General features: G+C 71.3%; 11 protein-coding genes. 6 read left to right on the forward strand and 5 right to left on the reverse strand.

The window, feature by feature from the left end:
* Positions 1 to 16: 16 nt before the first annotated feature.
* From QZ749_RS17565 to QZ749_RS17575, 3 genes are all read right to left on the reverse strand, one after another.
* Positions 17 to 1,510, reverse strand: coding sequence for a sensor histidine kinase (locus QZ749_RS17565; RefSeq protein ID WP_296949415.1), 1,494 nt, complete (start codon positions 1,508 to 1,510; stop codon positions 17 to 19).
* A gap of 484 nt (positions 1,511 to 1,994) precedes the next feature.
* The gene (locus tag QZ749_RS17570) at positions 1,995 to 2,333 is read right to left on the reverse strand and encodes a hypothetical protein (protein ID WP_296949417.1); all 339 of its coding nucleotides are present in this window, start codon (positions 2,331 to 2,333) and stop codon (positions 1,995 to 1,997) included.
* Between the two features lie 70 nt (positions 2,334 to 2,403).
* Positions 2,404 to 7,086 (reverse strand): Ig-like domain-containing protein, encoded by a 4,683-nt coding sequence (locus tag QZ749_RS17575; protein ID WP_296949419.1) that lies wholly within the window; start codon positions 7,084 to 7,086, stop codon positions 2,404 to 2,406.
* A gap of 267 nt (positions 7,087 to 7,353) precedes the next feature.
* Between QZ749_RS17575 and QZ749_RS17580 the strand changes: the two genes are divergently transcribed.
* Both QZ749_RS17580 and QZ749_RS17585 read left to right on the forward strand, forming a co-directional pair.
* Positions 7,354 to 7,893: a response regulator transcription factor gene (locus QZ749_RS17580; protein WP_296949420.1), complete on the forward strand. Its 540-nt coding sequence runs from the start codon at positions 7,354 to 7,356 to the stop codon at positions 7,891 to 7,893.
* A 136-nt stretch (positions 7,894 to 8,029) separates the two neighbouring features.
* Complete coding sequence (locus tag QZ749_RS17585; RefSeq protein WP_296949422.1) at positions 8,030 to 10,447, forward strand: catalase; 2,418 nt, start codon at positions 8,030 to 8,032, stop codon at positions 10,445 to 10,447.
* 39 nt (positions 10,448 to 10,486) lie between these two features.
* On the opposite strand, the gene QZ749_RS17590 is transcribed toward QZ749_RS17585, so the two are convergent.
* Complete coding sequence (locus QZ749_RS17590) at positions 10,487 to 12,919, reverse strand: TonB-dependent siderophore receptor (protein WP_296949424.1); 2,433 nt, start codon at positions 12,917 to 12,919, stop codon at positions 10,487 to 10,489.
* A 447-nt stretch (positions 12,920 to 13,366) separates the two neighbouring features.
* Here QZ749_RS17590 and QZ749_RS17595 point away from each other — a divergent pair, with 447 nt between their 5' ends.
* Positions 13,367 to 14,491: a YbdK family carboxylate-amine ligase gene (locus QZ749_RS17595; RefSeq protein WP_296949426.1), complete on the forward strand. Its 1,125-nt coding sequence runs from the start codon at positions 13,367 to 13,369 to the stop codon at positions 14,489 to 14,491.
* 11 nt (positions 14,492 to 14,502) lie between these two features.
* Here QZ749_RS17595 and QZ749_RS17600 read toward each other — a convergent pair whose 3' ends face one another.
* Positions 14,503 to 14,997 carry a MarR family winged helix-turn-helix transcriptional regulator gene (locus QZ749_RS17600; protein WP_296949427.1) on the reverse strand — a complete coding sequence of 165 codons (495 nt, stop codon included), beginning with the start codon at positions 14,995 to 14,997 and terminating at the stop codon, positions 14,503 to 14,505.
* 79 nt (positions 14,998 to 15,076) lie between these two features.
* Here QZ749_RS17600 and QZ749_RS17605 point away from each other — a divergent pair, with 79 nt between their 5' ends.
* The 3 genes from QZ749_RS17605 (at position 15,077) to QZ749_RS17615 (ending at position 21,872) form a co-directional block, all read left to right on the forward strand.
* The gene (locus QZ749_RS17605) at positions 15,077 to 16,480 is read left to right on the forward strand and encodes a chloride channel protein (protein WP_296949429.1); all 1,404 of its coding nucleotides are present in this window, start codon (positions 15,077 to 15,079) and stop codon (positions 16,478 to 16,480) included.
* Positions 16,481 to 16,541: 61 nt separating this feature from the next.
* Positions 16,542 to 19,352: an EAL domain-containing protein gene (locus tag QZ749_RS17610; RefSeq protein ID WP_296949431.1), complete on the forward strand. Its 2,811-nt coding sequence runs from the start codon at positions 16,542 to 16,544 to the stop codon at positions 19,350 to 19,352.
* A 75-nt stretch (positions 19,353 to 19,427) separates the two neighbouring features.
* Positions 19,428 to 21,872 carry a penicillin-binding protein 1A gene (locus tag QZ749_RS17615; protein WP_307726669.1) on the forward strand — a complete coding sequence of 815 codons (2,445 nt, stop codon included), beginning with the start codon at positions 19,428 to 19,430 and terminating at the stop codon, positions 21,870 to 21,872.
* Position 21,873: the final 1 nt, after the last annotated feature.

The following is a 21,873-nucleotide window of genomic DNA, read 5'->3' on the forward strand; positions in this document are numbered from 1 at the left end:
ATGTCAGGCCAGCATGTCAGTCCGGTGCCAGCGGCAGCACGATGGAGAACCGGCAGCCGTGGCCGAGCCCGTCGCTGTGCGCCGTGAGCGAGCCGCCGTGCAGCTGCGCGAGCTGGCGCGCGAGCGCCAGCCCAATCCCCAGGCCGCCCTGGGCCTGGTCCTTCTGGCCGTCGACCTGCTCGAACAGCTCGAAGACGCGCGCCAGCGACGCCTGGTCGAGGCCGATGCCGTCGTCGGTCACGTGGATCACGGCCTGGCCGTCGCGCTGGACCAGCGCCAGCTGCAGGTGGCCGTGCGGCGGCGTGTACTTGGCGGCGTTGTTGAGCAGGTTCGACACCATCTGCGCGACCCGCGTCGGGTCGGCCAGCGCCATGACGGGAACGTCGACACCGCTCTCCTCGAAGTGCTGTCCGCGTGACTCGATGAGCGCGTGGCAGGCGTCGACGGCCAGCCGCAAGGGTACGCGCAGGTCGATGCGTTCGCGTTGCAGGCGGATCTCGCCGCGTTCCACCCGCGCCACGTCGAGCAGGTCGTCGATCAGTACGCCCATGTGGCGGACCTGCCGTTCGGCCAGCGCCCGCAGCCATTCGCGGTCCTTGGGATCGTCGCCGCGCATCCGCATGGCCTGCAGCGCGCCGCGCACCGGACCGAGCGGACCGCGCAACTCGTGCGCCAGGATGGCCAAGAATTCGGATTTCTTGCGACTCTCCAGCACGGCCGCCGCCGCGCGTTCCCGGTCGAGTTCGCGCGCCCGCATGCGGTCGGTCACGTCGATGGACACGCCCGACAAGGTGGTCGCATTGCCGCGGTCGTCAAGCAGGCAGCTGCCGCGTACGTACACCCAGTGGACCGTGCCGTCCGGCCAGATTGCCCGATAGTCGAGGCCGAACTCGCCGCCGCTCGCGATGGCGCCGCCCACGGCCGCGCGCCACCGTTCCAGGTCGTCCGGATGCACGCAGGCTGCCAGCTCCTCGTAGCTGAACGGCGCGTCGGCGGGACGGCCGTAGTTCGCCTTGCACTGGCCGGAGCACGTCATCGTCCCGGTGGACAGGTCGATGTCCCACGTGCCCATGCGGCCGCCGTCCAGCGCCTGGCGTAGCCGCTGCTGCGTGCGCCGCAGCGCGCCGACGTCCTCGATGATGCCGACCGCCTGCGCCGGCAGGCCGTCCGCGCCGTCGAAGCGCGCCGCGCGCTCCTCGACTTCGCGCCACGTCCCGTTCGCATCGCGCAGCCGGTAGCCGAGCACCGCGTCGGTGGCGCCCCCCGTCCAGTGCGACCGGACGCGCGCGCGGTCGTCCGGGTGGACGGCGTCGAGCCAGCCGAGACCGGCCAGTTCGTCCTGCGACTGTCCGGTCAGCGCGCTCCAGGATGGCTGGGGATCGTGGAAGGCGCCGTCCAGGCCGCGCGTCCAGCGCGCCACGCCGGCCGCGCCCAGCGCCGACCAGAGCCGCTCTTCCATGGCGCCGCCCTGCGGTGCGGCCAGCACCTGCGGCGCGATCACGGTGTTCATGCTTTGTCCTTGTCAACGCCACTTTCGAGGGAATAGCGCGCGTGTCTCTGCCATTATGACCGAGTCCGGCGCAAAAGGAAAAATTGGTGGTTCGACCATGCGGTCCCGCCGGCCGCCCGCGTGCCCGGCGTTGCCACTTGTGAGTACGACATTTCCGACAAGCGCAGGCGCCGTGCGCCGGTACGATGCCCGAGCGGCCGGCGATTACCATGATGCCAACTCGTTCAGCGGTGGGGAATCATGCCGGGCAGGTCAGACAGTACACCGGACATCGGGTCGCAAGGCAAGTCGCGAAGCACGTCCAGAAAGCAGCGCGAGGGAAGCTACTGCGGCAGGACCAGTGCCGGCAGCGGCGCGCGCAAGCACGTTCACAGCCGCACGGGCGACGGCCACCCGGCGAGCGCCGGCAGCGCGGAACTGGAGGTGGCATGCCGGCGCATCCGGCGCGGGCAGCAGGCGGCGTGACGCCGGCCGGGGGCGCGGCTCAGGGGCCGGCGCCGGGCAGCGCCGCGTACCACTGCGCATAGGGCGTATTGACGGCCATGCGCCGGTTGAAGTCGGGGGCGCCGTCGTCCCACCACACCGGCCCGCGCTCGCCGAGGCCGCGCTTGGCGGCGTCGACGGCGTCGCGCGCCCGGCGCTCGGCCGCGGCGTCGCCGGCCCGCTTGGCCGCGCCCACGGCGCGGCGCGCGGCCATCAGCGCCTGGACGAGCGCTTCCCGCCGCGCCGGCGGCAGGCGCGGGTCGGTGGTGCGCCACAGGCGGCCGGCCACCACGAAGTAGCGGCCGTCGGGCGTCACCGGATGGGAAGGGGCGGGCGGCATGGCGCGAGGATAGCCGAACCGGCCCCGGCCCGGCGCATGCCTGCCGCCCCGCGTTGCCTGCGCGGCGGCGTCAGACGGTGAAGTCCCACTGCGCCGCCCCCAGCGCGTGGCCGACGATCTCCACCGACTGCAGCATGCCGTCCGCCACCTGCTGCAGGCTGGCGCCGTGCTGCATGGCGTCGAGCCAGAACGCGGCGCCGCCGGCGTCGGCCGCGCGGCCGAACAGGGCCTGGTACAGCACGCCGACGTCGTGGGCGGCATCGCCGCTGAACGCCGCCTGGTGGGCCTGGCCCTCCGCGGTGCCGATCATCGCGACGGCGATCGTGCCGAGGGTGGCGCCGGCCTTCTGCGCCGCGCCCCAGAACGCGAAGCCGTCCACGTCGGCCTGGCGCCCCAGTACGTCGGCGTACAGCCCGGCGATGGTCGACAGGGCGGCGCGGTTCTGCACGGCGACGTCGCCGTCGCCGAAGCGCAGCGTCTCGACGTTGACCACCAGGGCCTGGTCGTGGTTACCGCCGAGGGCGGTGACCACCAGGTGACCATCGTGCTCCTCGATCGCGTACGCGCTCCGGTCGCCCGCGAACACGGCGGTGTCCGTGCCCTGGCCGCCGTGCAGCAGCGTGGCGGCCGCGCCGCGCGTGGCGGCGCTCGATCCGGCGCCGGCATCGCTGCCCGCGCCCGGCGCCCCGAGCTGCAGCACGTCGGCGCCGCCGCCGGCGAACACCGAGCTGGCCTGGCCGGCGCCCACGGTCACGGTCTGCGCCGCGGCGTCGCCCGTGATGACCTGGCCGGCCGTCGCGCCGCCGACCGTCGCGGCGCCGATCACCGCCGCGAAGTCGACCGCCTTCAGCATGATGGTATTGCCGGCGCCGACGCCGGCGGCGTCGATCACCAGCGCCGTGTGCTGCGTGGCGCTGCTGGTGCCGGCCAGCGTGAGCGTGGCACCGCTGGTGCCCGCGCCCGTCACCGGGGTCACGGTCTGCACGAGCAGCGGGACCGTGGCGGGCAGCAGGTCGAGGAAGGACTGGCCGTTGCCGGTCAGGTGGCCCTGGTCGGTGGCGCTATGGTCCGGCGTCGCGCCGCGGATGGCCTGGATCAGTTGCTCGGCCGCGCCGGCGCCGGCCTGGCTGGCGCCGCCGGTGCTGCTCAGGCCGAAGCCGGTGGGCACCTGGGCCAGCAGCAGGTTCGCGCCGTTGCCGGCGGCGAGCGGGATGTCCGCCACGCCGGCGCTGCCGCTCGACTCGGTGCGGTCGGCCACGACGATCGGGACGGTGGTCTGCGTGCCGAGCAGGCCGCCCGGCAGCGAGATCGTCTGCTGCGTGACCGGCGTGCCGTCGATGAACGTCGCGGGCGGTTGCGGCGGCGGGACGATGGTCAGCGTCAGCGCGGCGCCGGCCAGCGAGACGTTGCCCGCCGCATCGGCCTGGGTGGCGCTCAGGCGGTGCTCGCCCAGGGCCAGGGTGGCGCTGGTCGCGCTCCAGTGGCCGGCGCCGTCGGCGACGGCCGTGGCCACGACGGTCTTGCCGTCGCTGTCGTACAGTGTGACGCGCGCATTCGCCTCGGCCGTGCCGGACAGGACCGGCCGCACCGTTTCCGTGATGCCGTCGCCGCGCGTGCCGGTGTCGCTGGCCGCGTCGAGGCTCGGCGCCGCGGGCGCCAGCGGGGCCGTGCCGTCCACGGTCAGTTGCAGCCCCTTGCTGGCGAGCGACACGTTGCCCGCCACGTCGGTCTGCGTCACCGTCAGGGTGTGCACGGCGTCCGCCAGGGCGGACGACACGATGCTCCACTTGCCGCTGGCGTCGGCCACGGTCGAGCCCAGCAACGTCGTGCCATCGGTGTCGTACAGGCGGACGGCGGCCAGCGCCTCGGCGCTACCGACCAGCGTCGGCGTGCGCACGCTGGTGATGCCGTCGCCGATGGTGCCGCTGTCGCTGGCCGGTGCCAGGGCGGGCGCCGCCGGCGGCGTGGCGGTGGTGTCGATCGTGACCGTCAGGCCGGCGCTGGCGGCGGACACGTTGCCGGCCGCATCCGTCTGCCGCACGGTCAGCGTGTGCTGGCCTTCGTCCAGCGCGCTGCTGGAGATGGTCCACTTGCCGCTGCCGTCCGCGGTCGTCTGGCCCAGCAGCGTGGTGCCGTCGGTGTCGTACAGCTTGATGGTGGCGTTGGCTTCGCCGCTGCCGCTGATGCGCGGGGCCGCCACGTTCGTGATGCCGTCCGTGTCCAGCCGGCCGGTGTCGTCCGCGCCCAGGATGGCGAAGCCGGCGACGGCCGCAGGCGCCGTATGGTCGAGCGAGAACGTCTGGCCGGTGGTGTAGTCGCCGGACAGCGGCGTGCCGCCGGCGTTCTGGATGGTGTTGCCGGCCAGCACGTCCAGGCGCAGCGTGCCGTCGCCGGCGACGTCCTTGACGGTGACGGTATAGGTGGTGCCGCTGCCGGTCACCGTGTCGATGGTGCCGTTGGCGTTGCCGCTGGCCGACAGCACGAAGGCGGTCTTGTCCACGCCGGTGACGGCCTGGTCGAACGTGACGGTATAGGTGACGGTCGTGGCGGCGGCCGGGGCCAGCGGATCGGCCGCGCCGGCGCGCTCGACGCTGGCCACGTGCGGCGCGTCGATCACTTCGAAGGTCAGCCCTTTCGGCGAACTGTTGCCGGCGGCGTCGGTGGCCTGTACGTAGACGTGGTAGACGCCCGGCGCGAGGTTCTGCGCGGCGACCAGCCCGGTACCGGACACGGTGAACCTGGCGTTGTCGGCGTCGGCGTTGCCGCTCGGCGCCGCCACCAGGGCGAACGTCACGGCGTGCGCGTCGGTCGCGGCCAGCGTGGCGACGGTGGCGCCGCTGCCCGCCTGGGTGATCGGCAGGGTGGCGCGCGACAGTGCGATGGCGGTCGGCGCGGTGGTGTCGACCGTGTAGTCGAAGCCGGCCGAGACGACCGACTTGTTGCCGGCGGCGTCGACCTGCACGGCGGTCAGCGTATGCTTGCCTTCGTCCAGGGCGATGCTGGGGATGTCCCAGTTGCCGCTGCCGTCGGCGGTGACGCTGCCCAGCAGCGTGGTGCCGTCGGTGTCGTACAGCTTGATGGTGGCGTCGGCTTCGCCGTGGCCGCTGATGTGCGGCGCCTTGACGCTGCTGATGCCGTCGACGGACGAGGCGCCGGAATCGTCGGCGGCCTTGGCGGCCAGCGCCGTCGGCGCCAGCGGCGCCGTGTGGTCGAGCGTGTAGAAGGCGCCCGCCGTGTAGCCACCGGACAGCGGCGTGCCGCCGGCGTTCTGGATGGTGCTGCCTGCCAGCACGTCCAGGCGCAGCATGCCGTCGCCGGCGACGTCCTTGACGGTGACGGTATAGGTGGTACCGCTGCCGGTCACCGTGTCGATGGTGCCGCTGGCGTTGCCGCTGGCCGACAGCACGAATGCGGTCTTGTCCACGCCGGTGACGGCCTGGTCGAAGGTCACCGTGTAGGCGACGCTGCCGTCGGCGGCCGGGACGGTCGCGGCGCCCACGCGGGCGATCTCGGAGACGGACGGGGCATCCGTCACGGTGAACGAAAAGACGTCGTACGCGGCGTTGCCGGCGGCGTCGGTCGCGCTCAGGTAGAGGTGATAGGTGCCGGCCGACAGGTTCTGCGCGGCGACCAGGCTGTTGCCGGAAATCGTGAACTTGCCGTTGTCGGCGTCGTTCACGCCGTCACCGACGGCGAAGTCGTACTGCACCGCGGTGATGTCGGTCGAGGACAGCGTGGAAACCGTGCTGCCGTTCGTGGCATGGTCCTTCCGGGCGCTGGTGGCGCTCAGCGCGATCGCGGTCGGGCCCGTGGTGTCGACGACGACGGTGAACGTGGCCGATGCCGCCGACAGGTTGCCGGCCACGTCGGTCTGCGTGGCCGTCAACTGGTGCGTGCCCGATTTCAGCGCGTCGCTCAGGATCTGCCACTTGCCGCCGCCGTCGGCCGTGGTGCTGCCCAGCAGCGTGGTGCCATCGGTATCGTACAGGCTCACGGCGGCGTTCGCTTCGGCCAGCCCGGACACCCTCGGCTGCGTCACGTTGGTGATGCCGTCGCCCTTCGCGCCGCTGTCGGTGCCGCTGGTCAGCGCCAGGTTCGACGGCGCTGCCGCGCCGGTGTCGATCGTCAGGGTGATGCCCTGGCTCAGCGTCGACGTCGCGCCGCTGCCGTCGGTCTGGGTCACGCGCAGCGTATGGTCGCCGTCCTTGAGGCCCAGGCTGGTGATGTTCCACTTGCCGCCACTGTCGGCAGCGTACGTGCCCAGCAACGTGGTGCCGTCGGTGTCGTACAGCTTGACCGTCGCGTTCGCGTCCGCGATACCGTACAGCGTCGGTGTCGCATCGTTGGTGATGCGGTCGCCGGCCACGCCGCTGTCGCTGCCGGCGTCGAGGGTAGGCGCTGCGGGGGCCGCCGGCCCGGGGCGACCGATAGCGACGATCGTCGAATGGCTGAAGCTTGCCGAGTCCGTGCCGTCCAAACCCTGGATCGCTTTGGCGTCGTTGCCGTTGCTGGGATCCGTGTAGACGAAATCGACAATATCTCCAGCCAGCAGGAAGCTGTTGATCGTGACGGTGACGGTCTGGGCGGCGCTGTCGACCGTGACGCCGGTCACCGTGACGCCGGTACCGTTGAGCTGCAGGTCGAACGCGCTGGCCGGCGGCGGGTTGGCACTGTCCAGCGGCAGCGAGAAACTGATCGTGATGAAATTTTCGGAAATGTACCCGGAAGCGCTGCTGTAAGATGGTTGCGGCATGATTAAACCCTTGGTGATCGGACGAAGAACCTGGAACGCTCAAGTATAAGCAAGGTAACGGGAAAGATTTGAGCAACAATTAAAATGGTTGCACCGAAACAACGAAATGTGCCAGGCGGATTCTCTCGAAGATGGGCTGCCATGGCGTGTGTAGTTGGGCGCGGTGCTCGTGGGCTTGCCCTTGACGACGGCAGTCGCGCGTTGGCCGCCAACGTGCAATCGCTGCCTCGGCCTGCCGGCCACCCGCGTTGCATGTAGAATAATCGGATGCCCAACACCGAACGACTGCTATTGATCATCGAGGACGACGACGCGTTCGCGCGCACCCTCGGCCGCTCCTTCGAGCGGCGCGGCTACAAGGTCCTGCTCGCCCCCGGGCTGGACGAAGCCCAGGAACTGCTGAAAGACCACCATCCCGGCTACGCCGTGGTGGACCTGAAACTCAAGGGCAACAGCTCGGGCCTGGCCTGCGTGCAGATGCTGCATGCGCACGACCCGGATATGCTGATCGTCGTGCTGACCGGGTTCGCCAGCATCGGCACGGCCGTTGAAGCCATCAAGCTGGGCGCCAGCCAGTACCTGGCCAAGCCGTCCAATACCGACGACATCGAGGCCGCCTTCGGCCACGTGGCCGGCAACACCGAGCTGGAACTGACCAACCGCTCCACGTCGATCAAGACGCTGGAGTGGGAGCGGATCCACGAAGTGCTGGCCGAGACCGACTTCAATATCTCGGAAGCCGCGCGACGGCTGGGCATGCACCGCAGGACGCTGGCGCGCAAGCTGGAGAAGCAGCGCGTCAAGTAAGCCGGCGGCATGCCCGGCCCGTCCTTGCTTGGCCCGCCTTTGCATCATCTCAATGCCGCTGCCCCGGCAGCTAGCAGACTCGGCTATTGCGCGGCGTCCGCCGCGCATCTCCTGTCAAACGAGAAAGAGGTGATGCATGGCTACGCAAGACAAGGCAAGCGCCGGCGCTCCGTACGACGGCGCCGGTTCCATCCTGAGCACGGTCGGCGGCCCGGCGACGGCGGCCACGCCGGACGGCCTGGGCGCCGACACGCGCGAGGACGAGCGGCTGCTGGAAAAAGTCACGCAAGGCGCCGCGCTGGCGGCCGAGCGCCCGTTCAACGCCACCAAGCCGCTCGAGTACGGCGAGGCGTCGTGGACGCCGCACCGCGGCGAGACCCATGCCCCGGACAGCCCGTTGGCCACGGCCGGCACGACCACCGAGGACATCGCCTCGCGCAAGGTCGGCGGGGGCACGCCGGACATCGGGCAGAATCCGCTGAACGGCCCGCTGGACCGGGTGCGCGTCGACGACAGCCGGCGCGAACTGACCACCAACCAGGGCGTCAAGGTCGCCAACAACCAGGATTCGCTGAAGATCGGCCTGCGCGGTCCGACGGCGATGGAAGACTTCATCCTGCGCGAGAAGCTGACCCACTTCGACCACGAGCGCATCCCGGAGCGCGTCGTGCATGCGCGCGGCGCCGGCGCCCACGGCTATTTCGAGAACTACGACGACCTGTCCGGCCTGACGCGCGCCGCCCTGTTCGCGCGGCGCGGCAAGCGCACGCCCGTGTTCGTGCGTTTTTCCACCGTCGCCGGCGCGCGCGGCTCGGCCGACACGGCGCGCGACGTGCGCGGCTTCGCCACCAAGTTCTATACGGACGAAGGCGTGTTCGACCTGGTCGGCAACAACATGCCGGTGTTCTTCATCCAGGATGCGATGAAGTTCCCGGACCTGATCCATGCCGTCAAGCCCGAACCGCACAACGAGATCCCGCAGGCGTCGAGCGCGCACGACACCTTCTACGACTTCGCCGGGCTGTCGCCGGAAACCTTCCACATGCTGATGTGGGTGACGTCGGACCGCGCGATCCCGCGCAGCTACCGCACCATGCAGGGCTTCGGCGTGCACACCTTCCGGCTGGTGAACGCGCAGGGCGCCTCGCACTTCTGCAAGTTCCACTGGACGCCGCTGCAGGGCACCCATTCGCTGGTCTGGGACGAGGCGGCCAGGCTGGCCGGCGCCGACCCGGACTTCCACCGGCGCGACCTGTGGGAAGCCATCGAGGCCGGCCAGTTCCCCGAGTGGGAACTGGGCCTGCAGGTGTTCACCGAGGAACAGGCGGCCGGCTTCGGCGTGTTCGACGTGCTGGATCCGACCAAGATCGTGCCCGAGGAGCTGGTGCCGGTGCGGCCGGTCGGCAGGCTGGTCCTGGACCGCAATCCCGACAACTTCTTCGCCGAGACCGAGCAGGTGGCGTTCTGCGCCGCCCATCTGGTGCCGGGCATCGACTTTTCCAACGACCCGCTGCTGCAGGGCCGCATCCACTCCTACATCGACACCCAGCTGACGCGCCTGGGCGGCCCGAACTTCCACGAGATCCCGGTCAATTCGCCGCTGGCCCAGGTCCACAACAACCAGCGCGACGGCATGCACCGCCAGGCCCTGCATCGCGGCCGCATCGCCTACGAGCCGAATTCGCTGGCCGGCGGCTGCCCGTTCCAGGCCGGCACGCGCGGCTTTTCCAGCTTCCCGCAGCCGGCCGAGGGCAGCAAGGTGCGCGGCAAGCCGGAACTGTTCGCCGAGCACTTCGGCCAGGCGCGCCTGTTCTGGATCAGCCAGTCGCCGGTCGAGCAGCGGCACATCGTCGACGCGTTCCGCTTCGAGCTGACGCGCGTGCAGGTGCCGGCCGTGCGCGCGCGCATCGTCGCCGGCCTGGTGCACGTGGATGCCGGCCTGGCCCGCGCCGTGGCGGACGGGCTCGGGATCCCGCTGCCGCCGCCGCTGCCGCGCGCGAGCGACATGCCGGTCCCGGGCTATCCGCCGTCGCCGTCGCTGTCGTTGCTGGCCAGGCCGGGCCGCACCGGCATCCGCACGCGCCGCGTGGCGATCCTGGCGGCCGACGGCGTCGACGCCGACGCCGCGCGCCGGCTGTATGGCGCCCTGCTGCAGGGCGGGGCGCAGCCGCGCATCGTCGGCCGGCGCCTGGGCGTGCTGCAGGCGGCGCCGGGCGCGCCGCTGGACGTCGAGGTCACCTTCGAGACCACGCCCTCGGTCCTGTACGACGCCGCCGTCGTGCCGCCGGGCGACGCGAGCGCCGCGGCGCTGGCCCGGGACGGCGCCGTGCTCGACTTCCTGCGCGAGCAGTACCGCCACGACAAGCCGCTGCTGGCGCTCGGCGCCGGCCGCGGCGTGGTCGAGGCCGCCGGCATCGCGCCGTCGCTGCCGGGCGGCGAACCCGATCCGGGAGTGATCCTGGCCGAGGCGGCGCAGCTGGCGGCGGCGTTCGCCGCCTTCGCGACGGTGCTCGGGCAGCACCGGGTGTACGCGCGCGAGGCGGCGGCGATGTGAGCGTGGCGAGCCGGGCCGGGTGGCGCGTCGCGACCGTGCTTACCAGGCGTACCCCGCCTTCAAGTAGAAGTAACGCCCGTTGAACCCGTTCGGCGCGAAGCCGCTGTACGGGCTGGTGCCGTTCTGGTTCAGGTTCGACAGCGACGTGATCTGCGCCGGGTAGCGGTTGGTCGCGTTGTCGATGCCTCCCGTCAGGCGCCAGTTCCCCGCCAGGCGCACCGTCGCGGCCAGGTCCAGCACCCACTGCGGGTCGTAGGTCTGGTCGTAGGCCGGGTTGTTCTGCGGGACCGTGAATTCGCCGTAGCGGGTGACGGTGGCGCGGCCGTTCCAGGCGCCGCGGGTGTAGTCGCCGGTCACGCTCAGCTTGTCCTTCGGGGAGCCGACGGTCAGGCGGTCGACGGTCTGGCGGTCCACCAGCAGCAGGTTCTGGCGGGTCAGGAAGGCGGGATTGTCGGCCACGCGGCGCACCGCGTTGTCGTTGTGGTTGTAGGCCACGGTGACGTCGGCGCGCGCGCCCTGGCGCAGGTCCAGGCGGTAGGTGCCGACCACGTCGACGCCCTTCGTGCGCGTATCGACGGCATTGGTAAAGTAGCGCGCCGCGCCCACGTAGTTGCCCTGCGCCGCCAGCACCTGCTGCAGCGCCGGCGACAGCTGCAGGTTCGACGAGAACACGATGCGGTCGTCGATGTCGATGCGGTAGACGTCGACCGACGCGGTGAGCGCGCGCGCGGGCTGCCACTGGGCCCCGAGACTCAGGTTGCGCGCGCGCTCCGGTTTCAGCGTCGTGGCGCCGAGGGCGCGCGCGGCTGGGCTGTCTACGGCGAAGGTCCCCGTCTCGACGGGCACGTAGTCCGACACGCCCGTCGCCGGATTCGTCACCGTCAGCAGGTTGGTGGTCGTGATCGTGTAGAACTGCTGGGCCAGCGACGGGGCGCGGAAGCCGTTCGACACCGTGCCGCGCAGCGCGAACGCGGGGGTGAACGCATAGCGCAGCGACCCCTTGCCCGAGGTCGTGTTGCCGAAGTCGCTGTAGCGCTCGTGGCGCACGGCCAGGGAGCCGGCCAGCTGCCGCGTGATGTCGCCTTCCAGGTTCAGGTAGAACGACTGGTTGTGGCGGCTGTTCTTGCCGGCGTTCTCGGGACGGAAACCGGAAAAGCCCTGGGCGCCGCTGCCCGTGTAGGAATTGAATTCCCCGGCGCCGATCGCGTAGTCCTCGTGGCGGTATTCGGCGCCCAGCGCGACGGTCAGCGGCCCGGCCAGCCACGCCACCGGGATGTCGCGCGCCACGTCCAGGTTCGCCACCTGCTGCGTGGCCGTCAACGCGCCGGCGTAGAAGTGCGTCGGACCGGCCGCGCCCAGCGCGTAGTTGACGGTATGGTCGAGGCCCAGCTTGAAGCGGTTGCGGCCGTAGTCGGCGCTGGCGTCCCAGCGCCAGCCGGCCACCTCGCCGCGCAGGCCGGTGACCACGGCATTGTCGTAGGACATGCTGTTCTGCAGTGGAAGGAAGCCTTCCGGGTAGATTGGCGTGCGCAGCACCTTGTCGGTGTCGTTGGTGTAGGCGGTGCGGAACGTCGCCGCCGCCGAGGTGTAGCGCTCGCTGTAGTTGGCGAAGGCGTACCAGTCGACCTGGTCGCTGACCCGGTATTCGGTGTTCAGGAACACGCTGCGCGGGCGGCTGTCCGGGTCGCCCAGGCGAGCGTTGACCAGCCCCCGGCGCGGGCCGGCCTGCGGGCGCGGGTCGGGGCCGGCGCGGTTGGTGGCGTTGCGCTCGAGCGCTTCCACCGACAGGCGCGCCCAGCCGCGTTCGCCCAGTGCGAAGCCCTTCGAGCCGCGCAGGGTCGCCTGTTCGCCGTCGCCGGCGTCGTACTGGCCGTAGCCGATCTCGGCTTCGCCGCCGTCGGCGCCGCGTTTGAGGATGATGTTGACGACGCCGGCGATGGCGTCCGAGCCGTATTGCGCGGCGGCGCCGTCGCGCAGCACCTCGATGTGGTCGATCGCGGCCAGCGGGATCGCGTTCAGGTCGGCCGGCGCCGAACCGCGGCCCAGCGTGCCGTTGACGTTGATGACGGCCGCCGTATGGCGGCGCTTGCCGTTGACCAGCACCAGCGCCTGGTCGGGCGACAGGCCGCGCAGCTGCGCCGGACGCACGGCGTCGCTGGCGTCGGCGCCGGACGGGCGCGGGAAGTTCATCGACGGCAGCAGGCGACCCAGTACCGTCGCCAGCTCGCCCGAGCCGGTGCTCGCGAGTTCCCTGGCGCCGATGACGTCGACCGGCGATGCCGTGTCCAGGCTGCGGCGGTTCAGCGCGCGGGTGCCGGTGACCACGACGGTGGCCGGCGCGGCGGCGCCAGGACCGTCCTGGACCTGGGCCTGGGCAGGCTGGGGCGGGGCGAGGGAGACGACGAAGGTGGCGACGAGGGCGAGCACGCGCAGGGCGCGCGCCGGGTCGGGCTGCGGATGTTTGACGCTCATGGTGGCTTTCTTGTTCGTTGTAATGCGCCGGCTCCATGGCCGACGGGGGAGCGCAGCTTAGCAGCGTGCCAACGGCAAGGCCAATATCAATTTTGCTTATGCTTATGCGTATATATGATTAGCTCAATGAATGAGCTTTTCCGCTCAACGGTGCGCCATGCTTGTCGAAAAGGCAGCTAGAATCGCCACGCTCGGCGGCCGGCGCCCGTATCGCTACGTCATCTGCTGCGATCCGTCGCCCATCCGCAGGCAATTCACTATATTGATACAAATGTGGTTGCCATGAGTACATGTTTTGTGCAACAATGAACTTGTGAGCGGGGTAGCCAGGCGCTGCCTTCGCGATCAGCGATGAGGATACCCTGGTATCTGTTTGGCTCCCGGCGACCCCGGGAGCCGTTTTTTTCCTGCTCGCCGCTCGTTCCCCGTCACCGCAAGGAGGCCTGCATGGCGCTCGAACCGTTTGCCGTATCCGAATCGCTGACCTTCGGCGTCGAGCTGGAGCTGCAGCTCGTCAGCCTGTCCGACTTCGACCTCGTGCCGGCCTCGCCGGACATGCTCGAACTGCTGGGGCGCGCCCCGTTCCCGGGCAACGTGACGCCCGAGATCACCGAGAGCATGATCGAGATCAACAGCAGCGTGCACACCAACTACACGGACCTGCTGGCGCAGCTGCGCGAGATCCGCGACACGCTGCTGGCCGCCGGCGACCGCCTGAACGTGGGCGTGTGCGGCGGCGGCACCCATCCGTTCCAGGTCTGGTCGCAGCGCCGCATCTATGCCAAGCCGCGCTTCCACGAGGTGTCGCAGCTGTACGGCTACCTGGCCAAGCAGTTCACCGTGTTCGGCCAGCACGTGCACATCGGCTGCCGCTCGGGCGACGAGGCGCTGTTCCTGCTGCACGCGCTGAACCGCTACGTGCCGCACTTCATCGCGCTGTCGGCCTCGTCGCCGTTCTCGCAGGGCTACGACACCAGCTTCCAGTCGGCGCGCCTGAATTCCGTGTTCGCCTTCCCGCTGTCGGGCCGCGCGCCGTTCCTGCTGGAATGGGACGCCTTCGCCGAGGATTATTTCAAGCGCATGGCCGATACCGGCATCGTGCGCAGCATGAAGGATTTCTACTGGGACCTGCGCCCCAAGCCGGAGTACGGTACCATCGAGCTGCGCGTGTGCGACACGCCGCTGTCGGTGGAACGCGCGGCCGCGCTGGCGTGCTACCTGCAGGCGCTGTGCCGCTACCTGCTGGAGGGGAACGAGCCGCCGCCGCGCGAGGACGACTACCTGGTCTACAACTACAACCGCTTCCAGGCCTGCCGTTTCGGCCTGGACGGCACGCTGGTGCATCCGCAGACCCACGAGCAGCTGTCGCTGCGCGAGGACATCATGACGACGCTGCGCCGCATCGAGCCGCATGCGCGCGCGCTCGGCAGCACCGAGGCGCTGGACGCGCTGTACAAGGAATCGCATACCGGCAGCGATGCCACCTTCCTGCGCCAGGCCTTCGAACGGGTGGGCAGCCGCGAAGCCATCGTGGACGCGGCGCTGCGCCGCTTCCGTGCCGGGGACGCCTGATCAGGCCGCCGTCACAGCTGGGACAGCGGCACCCGCGCGCCGGCCTCGTCGGCTTCGAGCACGCGGATCAGCTGGGCCAGGTCCTGTTCCAGCCGCGCCAGCGTCGCCGCGTCGAGGCTGGACAGCGCGTCCGGCAGCACGCCCGTGAACGGCGGCGGCGCGCTGCCGAGCACCGCCTCGCCCGGCGGCGCGATGCGCAGCGCGACGCTGCGCCGGTCCAGTCCTTCGCGGCTGGCGGCGACCAGGCCGCGCTCGGACAGCGCCTTGATCAGGTTGCTGGCGGTGGACTGGTGGATGTCGAGTTCGCGCGCCAGGTCGGTGACGCCGATGCCCGGGCGGCGCTGGATCACGGAAAGCGCCCACAGCTGGGCGCCGCCCAGCCCCGCTTCGCGCTCGACCTGGCGGAAGTGGGCCTTGACGGCGTTGAAGACGACGCGGAACTGGCGCAGCACGCGGGTGGGCGGCGGCGGTTCGGCGGCGTCGCTGGAAGGGGCGGAGGAGGACATACGTATGATGATAGCGGAAAACGGATTGCGGTCGCCACGTTTGTTGTTGCTAACAGGTAATTATTTAATGTCATGAACCATGCATAACGAAGACGACGTCGACGACGACTGGCGCGCCGCGCTGCGGCGCGAACTGGCCGACTGGCGGCTGTGGGCCACGCGCATCGTGGTGGTGGCGCTGGCGGTGTTGTCGGGCCTGACCATCGTGGGATTCACCTGGCTGGCGGAACATGCCGGCGACCTGTTCGGGACGCTGCGCCGGCTTGCCTGGTGGAGCCCGCTGCTGTGGACGCCCGCCTGCGCCGCTGCCATCGTCTGGGCCACGCGGCGCTTCGCCGCCGGCGCCGCCGGGTCCGGGATTCCGCAGGTGATGGCGGCCCTCGACCGCCGCGCCGACGGCGAGGGGCGCGGCCTGTTCGTCTCGCTGCGCCTGTCCTGCGCCAAGATCTTGCTGACGTCGGCCGGCCTGCTGGGCGGCCTGTCGCTGGGCCGCGAGGGGCCGTCGGCCCAGATCGCGGCCGGCGTGATGCTGCAGGCGCGCCGCCTGCTGCCCTGGGGTATCGGCATGCGCGGCGACGGCACGCCGGCCGTCGGCATCCGCGGCCTGCTGGTGGCGGGCGGGGCGGCCGGCATCGCGGCCGCATTCAACACGCCGCTGGGCGGCGTCATGTTCGCCATCGAGGAACTGGCGCGCTCGCCCGAGCATCGCAGCAGCGGCCTGATCATCGCCGCGATCGTGCTGGCCGGCCTGGTCGCCGTGTCGGCGCACGGCAACGGCGCCTATTTCGGCGTGATCCACGCCCAGCACGTCGGCGTCCAGCTGATCCTGCCCGGCCTGCTGCTGGCCGTCCTGGCGGGCCTGGCCGGCGGGCTGTTCTCGCGCCTCTTGATCGCCTCGCTGTCGGGCACCGCCAGCGACCGCTTCAGCCGCCTGCGCGCGCGCCGCCCGGTGCTGTTCGCGGCCGGCTGCGGCCTGGCCGTCGCCGTGATCGGCCTGGTCACGGCCGGCGCCACCTTCGGCTCGGGCTATGCCTCGACCCGCGCGATGGTCGAGGACGGCGCGGCGATGCCGTTCGCCTACGCGCTGTTCAAGTTCCTGGCGACGTGGATCACGACCTGGTCCGGCGTGCCCGCGGGCATCTTCGCGCCCTCGCTGGCGATCGGCGCCGCGATCGGCAACGACGTCGCGCTACTGCTGTTCGGCACCCCGGCGCCGAGCCTGATCGCGCTGGGGATGGTGGGTTTCCTGGCGGCGGCCACGCAGGCGCCGCTGACGTCCTTCATCATCGTGATGGAAATGGTCGACGGCCACGCCATGGTGCTCAGCCTGATGGCGTGCGCGCTGGTGTCGTTCGCGGTGGCGCGCATCATCAGCCCGCCGCTGTATCCTACGCTGGCGCGGCTGCAGCTGGGACGCCTGCCGCCGCCGGCGCCACCGGGTCCGCCGGTGGCGCCGGGAGCGCCGGTGCCACCCGGCGCCTGAGCCGCGCGCGCGTGCGGCGGCGCGGCGTGCCCTGTCGTTGCGGATTTGCTAGGATGGGGCCATGCTGACACGCATGGCACCCATTGGCCGCGCCTGGCCGCGGTCCCTGGCACCCGCCACGGTTCTCACCGTGCTCGCGGGCCTGTCCCTGACCGCCGCGCTGGCGGCGGGCATCCACGCCGCCGAGCAGGAACGGGCCCGTTCCGAATTCCTGCAACGCAGCGAGGTGCGCACCGCGGCCGTCACGCGCAGCTTCGGCGACGCCTTCGACGTGCTGCAGGCGGCCAATGCCCTGTTCGCCGCGATGGGGGAGGTCGGGCGCGCCGAGTTCGGCGCCTTCGTCCGCCCGCTGCTGGGCAGCCATCCCTACCTGCGCGCGGTGGCGTTCCACCGCTTCGTCGCCGATGCCGAGCGCGCCGCCTTCGAGGCCGAGCGCGCCCGCACCTGGCCGGGCTACCGCATCAGCGAGCGGCGCGGCGACGCCCTGTTCCCGGCCGGCCGGCGCCCGCGCTACCTGGTGGTCGACTACGTCGAGCCGCTGGCCGGCAACGAGGTCACGCTCGGCTACGACGCGCTGTCGTTCGCGCGCCAGGGCGCCAGCTTCGCGCGCGCCATCGACGAAGGGCGGCCGGCGTCCAGCACGCTGCTGCCGCTGCTGCAGCAGCCCGACCGCCTCGGCCTGGTGCTGGTGCTGCCGGTCTACCGCCGCGGCGCGGCGCTGCCCGACGCGGCGGCGCGCAGCGCGAACGCCGTGGGCGACACCGCCGTCGTGGTCGACGTCGCGCTCCTGGTCGGCGACACGCTGGCGCACTCGAACCTGCTGGCGCGCGACGGCATGGCCATCGAGCTGTACGGCCCCGCCGACGGCGGCCAGCGCCTGGCCTACCGCCACGACGCGCTGGCGCGCAATCCGCCGCCGTTCTGGCAGGCGTGGCTGGGCGATCCGCTGTTCACCGCGCGGCGCGCCTTCGACGTCGCCGGCCAGCGCTGGGAGCTGCGCCTGGCCGGGCGCGCCACCGGCGCGTCGGCCGGCATCGCGCCGCTGGTGACGCTGGCGCTCGGCGGCCTGGCCAGCCTGTGCGCCGGCGCCTGGGTGCAGAGCCGGGTGCTGCGCACGCGCCGCATCGAACGGCTGGTCGCGCGCCGCACGGCCGACCTGAACGGCGCGCTCGACGCGCTGCGCCTGTACCGGCGCGCGATCGACGCCAGCGCGAATGCCGTCATCCTGGTCAGCGCGACCCGGCCCGGCTACCCGATCGAGTACGTGAATCCCGCCTTCGAGCGCATCCGCGGCTATGCGGCCGCCGACGTCGTGGGCCGGCGCCTGCTTGAGCTCGGCGAGCGCGAACCGGACCAGGCCGGCGTGGCCGAGCTGCGCGCGGCCATGCGCGGGCGGCGCGAGGGCCACGTGTCGATGCGGCTGCGCTGCGCCGGCCGGCGCGAGATCGACGCCGAGGTGTACATCGCCCCGGTCTGCAACGACGATGGCGAGATCGAGCACTTCGTGATGACGCAGTACGACGTCAGCCAGGCCAGGCGCTACGAGGCCGAGCTGGAGGCGCGCGCGCGCTTCGACACGCTGACCGGGCTGCCCAACCGTTCGCTGCTGCACGACCGCATCGAGGGCGCCATCAACCTGCGCTCGGGCAGCGAGCCGGTGTGGGTCGTGGCGCTGGACCTCGACCACTTCAAGTTCGTCAACGACACGCTCGGCCACGAGGCCGGCGACGAGCTGCTGAAGGCGGCCGCCGCCCGCATCGCCGGCGCGGTCGAGCGCACCGACACGGTGGCGCGTACCGGCGGCGACGAATTCGTGCTGGTGCTGCCCGGGCGCGCCGACGTCGGCGAGGCGACCGACACCGTGCGCGCCGTGCTCGACGCGCTGGCCCATCCCCTCGCGCTGCGCGGCCAGGACCTGGTGCTGACCGGCAGCGCCGGCGTGGCGGCGTTCCCGGCCGACGGCAGCGATGCCGCCACCCTGGTCCAGCACGCCGAGGTGGCGATGTACCGCGCCAAGGAGCTGGGCCGCAACACGGTGCAGTTCTACATGCCGACAATGAATGCGCGGGCGCGCGAGCGCCTCGCGCTGGAGGGCGCGCTGCGCGCGGCGCTGGTGCACGACGAGTTCGAACTGTTCTACCAGCCCCAGGTCGACCTGGTGTCCGGCTCGGTGGTGGGCCTGGAGGCGCTGATCCGCTGGCACCATCCCAGCATGGGCCTGGTGCGCCCGGACCGCTTCATCACCCTGGCCGAGGAGACCGGGCTGATCGTGCCGATCGGCTTCTGGGTATTGCGCACCGCCTGCCGGCAGAGCCGCGACTGGCAGCATGCCGGCTTCGGCCCGCTGCGCATGGCCGTGAACCTGTCGGCGCGCCAGTTCGCCGAGCCGGGCCTGGCCGGGGAGATCGCGCGCGTGCTGGCCGAGACCGGGCTGGCGCCGGCCTCGCTCGAGATCGAGATCACCGAGAGCCTGGTGATGGAAGACGTGGAGGGCGCGATCCGCACCATGCGCGAGCTGAAGGACATGGGCGTCAAGCTGTCCATCGACGACTTCGGGACCGGTTACTCGAGCCTGTCCTACCTGCGCCGCTTTCCGGTGGACGTGCTCAAGATCGACCGCAGCTTCGTGCGCGACATCCCGTTCAGCGAGGGCGACGCGGCGCTGGTGGCCGGGATCATCGAACTGGCGCGCGGATTGCGCATGCGCGTCATCGCCGAAGGCGTGGAGACCGAGGCGCAGCTCGACTACCTCAAGCTGCGCGGCTGCGACGAGGTACAGGGCCACGTGTTCGCGCGCGCCGTGTCCGTGCCCGACGTCGAGATCCTGCTGCGCGCCGGGCGCCAGGTGCTGCCGCTGGGGGCGCCCGTATGAGCGGCGGCGCACCGTGCACGGGGAGCGGCTCGGCTATACTTGGAGGATCGACAACGACGCAGCGGGCGGGACCACGTGGATGACCAGGACGAGCAGGGCGGGGGCGGACGGCAGGGCGGGCAGGATGGCGAGCAGGACGGCAAGCGCGCGTGGGACGGGCGCGAGCGCCGGCTGATCGACCGCGCCACCGGCCGCGCGCTCGAGAACTACGAACGCACGCGCGCCCACCTGATGCGCAAGCCGCCGCTGCAGCGCTGGCTGTGGATCGCCGGCGGCGCCTTCGTGCTGCTGCTGGTGCTGTTCGCCGGCTACGTCGCGCTGCTTTTCCCGCTGACGCCGGCCATCGCCGACGTGCGCCAGGCGCGCGTGGCCAGCCCGACGGTGGTGCTGTCGGCCGACGGGCGCGAGCTGGCCAGCTTCGAGCGCGGCGTGCAGGAGCGCGTGCGGCTGTCGGAGGTGTCGCCGCACGTGGTTACCGCGCTGATCGCCACCGAGGACCACCGCTTCTACGACCACCACGGCGTCGACTTCACGCGCATCGCCGGCGCCGTGGTCGCCAACCTGAAGGGCGACGCCCAGGGCGGCTCGACGATCACCCAGCAGCTGGCCCGCAACATGTTCCACGACGAGATCGGCCGGGCGCGCAACCTGAACCGCAAGCTCAAGGAACTGATCACGGCGATCAAGATCGAGAACACCTACAGCAAGACCGAGATCCTCGAGGCCTACCTGAACACGGTGCCGTTCCTGTACAACACCTTCGGCATCGAGGCGGCCGCCCGCACCTATTTCAGCAAGAGCGCCGCGCGCCTGGACGAGACCGAGGCCGCCACCCTGGTCGGCATGCTCAAGGGCACCGCCTACTACAATCCGGTCACGAACCCGGAGCGCTCGCTGGCGCGCCGCAACGTCGTGCTGGGCCAGATGCTCAAGGCCGGCGCCTTCGACGAAAAGCGCTACGCGCAACTGGTCAGGCGTCCGCTGCGCGTGCGCTTCCAGCGCCAGGCCGAGCGTACCGGCAAGGACGACCATTTCACGACCTACGTGCGCAAGTGGCTGGTCGACTGGGCCGAGAAGCACGACGCCGACCTGCAGCAGGACGGCCTGGTCGTGCAGACCACGCTCGACTACGACCTGCAGCAGGACGCGCTGCGCGCCGTGGCGCGCCAGGCCGACGCCCTGCAGGCGGTGGCCGACGTCGACTGGGCCCATTCCTGGCAGGTGAATTCGACCTCGACGGCCACCTACGCCGGCATGCGCGAAGGGGTCACGCCGTTCGCCTACTACTGGCAGTCGCACGCGGCGCTGCTGGACACCTTCGTGCGCGAGTCCCCCGACTACCGCAAGGCCGTCGACGGCGGCGAGGATCCGGCCGCGGCCCTGCGGCGCCTGCAGAACGACCGCGAATTCATGCGCCAGCTGAAGACGGCCAAGTCGCGCCTGGAAGCCGGCTTCGTCGCCATGGACCCGAACACGGGCGAGGTGAAGGCCTGGGTCGGTAGCCGCGATTTCGCGCGCGAGCAGTACGACCACGTCGCCCAGGCCGCGCGCCAGCCCGGCTCCACCTTCAAGCCGATCGTCTATGCCGCGGCGCTCGAGCAGGGCATCCCGCCCGACCAGCCCTACCTGGACGCCGTCACCGAGATCCGCTTCGACGACGGCACCGTCTGGCGTCCGACCGACATGAGCGGCACCACCGGCCGCCGCCTGAGCATGCGCGACGGCCTGGCGCTGTCGAAGAACACGATCACCGCCCAGGTGACGCGCGACGTCGGCGTGGCGCCGATCGTCAAGCTGGCGCAGAACATGGGCATCCGCCAGAGCAAGCTGCAGCAGGTGCCGTCGATCGCGCTGGGCACCAGCCCCGTCACGCTGCTGGAAATGGTCAGCGCCTACTCCACCATCGCCGCCGGCGGCGCGTACCGGCACCCGGTGTTCGTGCGCCGCATCAGCGACCGCGACGGCAGGGTGCTGGCCGACTTCGGCTCGCAGCAGCCGCAGCGCGCCCTGTCCGAGGCCAGCGCCGGCACGCTGCTGGACATGATGCGCGGCGTGATCGACCGCGGCACCGGCACCGCGATCCGCAACCGCTTCGGCATCTGGGCCGACGTGGCCGGCAAGACCGGCACCACGCAGAACAATGCCGACGGCTGGTTCATCATGATGCACCCGAACCTGGTGGCGGGCGCCTGGGTGGGCTTCAACGACAACCGGGTGACGATGCGCTCGAACTACTGGGGCCAGGGCGGCCACAGCGCGATCCTGCTGGTGGGGGACTTCTTCAAGACGGTGCTGGACAGCGGCCGCATCAGCGCCGACACCGTGTTCCCGGGCGGCCGCAAGCCCGAACCGCCGCGGCGCGCGGAACCGGTCGAGGAACCGATGGAGGAGGGCGGCGGCTTCGACCAGGAGGGCGGCCCGCCGGCCGACCTGCCGCAGCCGCCCGACGCCGAACCGCCGGCGCCGCCGCAGGAGCCGCAGCCGGTGGATGTCGGCACGCGCTTCCCGAACGACGCGTGAC

Source organism: uncultured Massilia sp. (genome assembly GCF_913773735.1).
Taxonomy (GTDB): Bacteria; Pseudomonadota; Gammaproteobacteria; order Burkholderiales; family Burkholderiaceae_D; genus Telluria.

Excerpts from the sequence above, each read along its gene's own strand:
- QZ749_RS17600 (WP_296949427.1), bottom strand. The coding sequence starts at position 14,997 with ATGTCCTCCTCCGCCCCTTCCAGCGACGCCGCCGAACCGCCGCCGCCC.
- QZ749_RS17585 (WP_296949422.1), top strand. The coding sequence starts at position 8,030 with ATGGCTACGCAAGACAAGGCAAGCGCCGGCGCTCCGTACGACGGCGCC.
- QZ749_RS17605 (WP_296949429.1), top strand. The coding sequence starts at position 15,077 with ATGCATAACGAAGACGACGTCGACGACGACTGGCGCGCCGCGCTGCGG.
- QZ749_RS17610 (WP_296949431.1), top strand. The coding sequence starts at position 16,542 with ATGCTGACACGCATGGCACCCATTGGCCGCGCCTGGCCGCGGTCCCTG.
- QZ749_RS17590 (WP_296949424.1), bottom strand. The coding sequence starts at position 12,919 with ATGAGCGTCAAACATCCGCAGCCCGACCCGGCGCGCGCCCTGCGCGTG.
- QZ749_RS17565 (WP_296949415.1), bottom strand. The coding sequence starts at position 1,510 with ATGAACACCGTGATCGCGCCGCAGGTGCTGGCCGCACCGCAGGGCGGC.
- QZ749_RS17580 (WP_296949420.1), top strand. The coding sequence starts at position 7,354 with ATGCCCAACACCGAACGACTGCTATTGATCATCGAGGACGACGACGCG.
- QZ749_RS17595 (WP_296949426.1), top strand. The coding sequence starts at position 13,367 with ATGGCGCTCGAACCGTTTGCCGTATCCGAATCGCTGACCTTCGGCGTC.
- QZ749_RS17575 (WP_296949419.1), bottom strand. The coding sequence starts at position 7,086 with ATGCCGCAACCATCTTACAGCAGCGCTTCCGGGTACATTTCCGAAAAT.
- QZ749_RS17570 (WP_296949417.1), bottom strand. The coding sequence starts at position 2,333 with ATGCCGCCCGCCCCTTCCCATCCGGTGACGCCCGACGGCCGCTACTTC.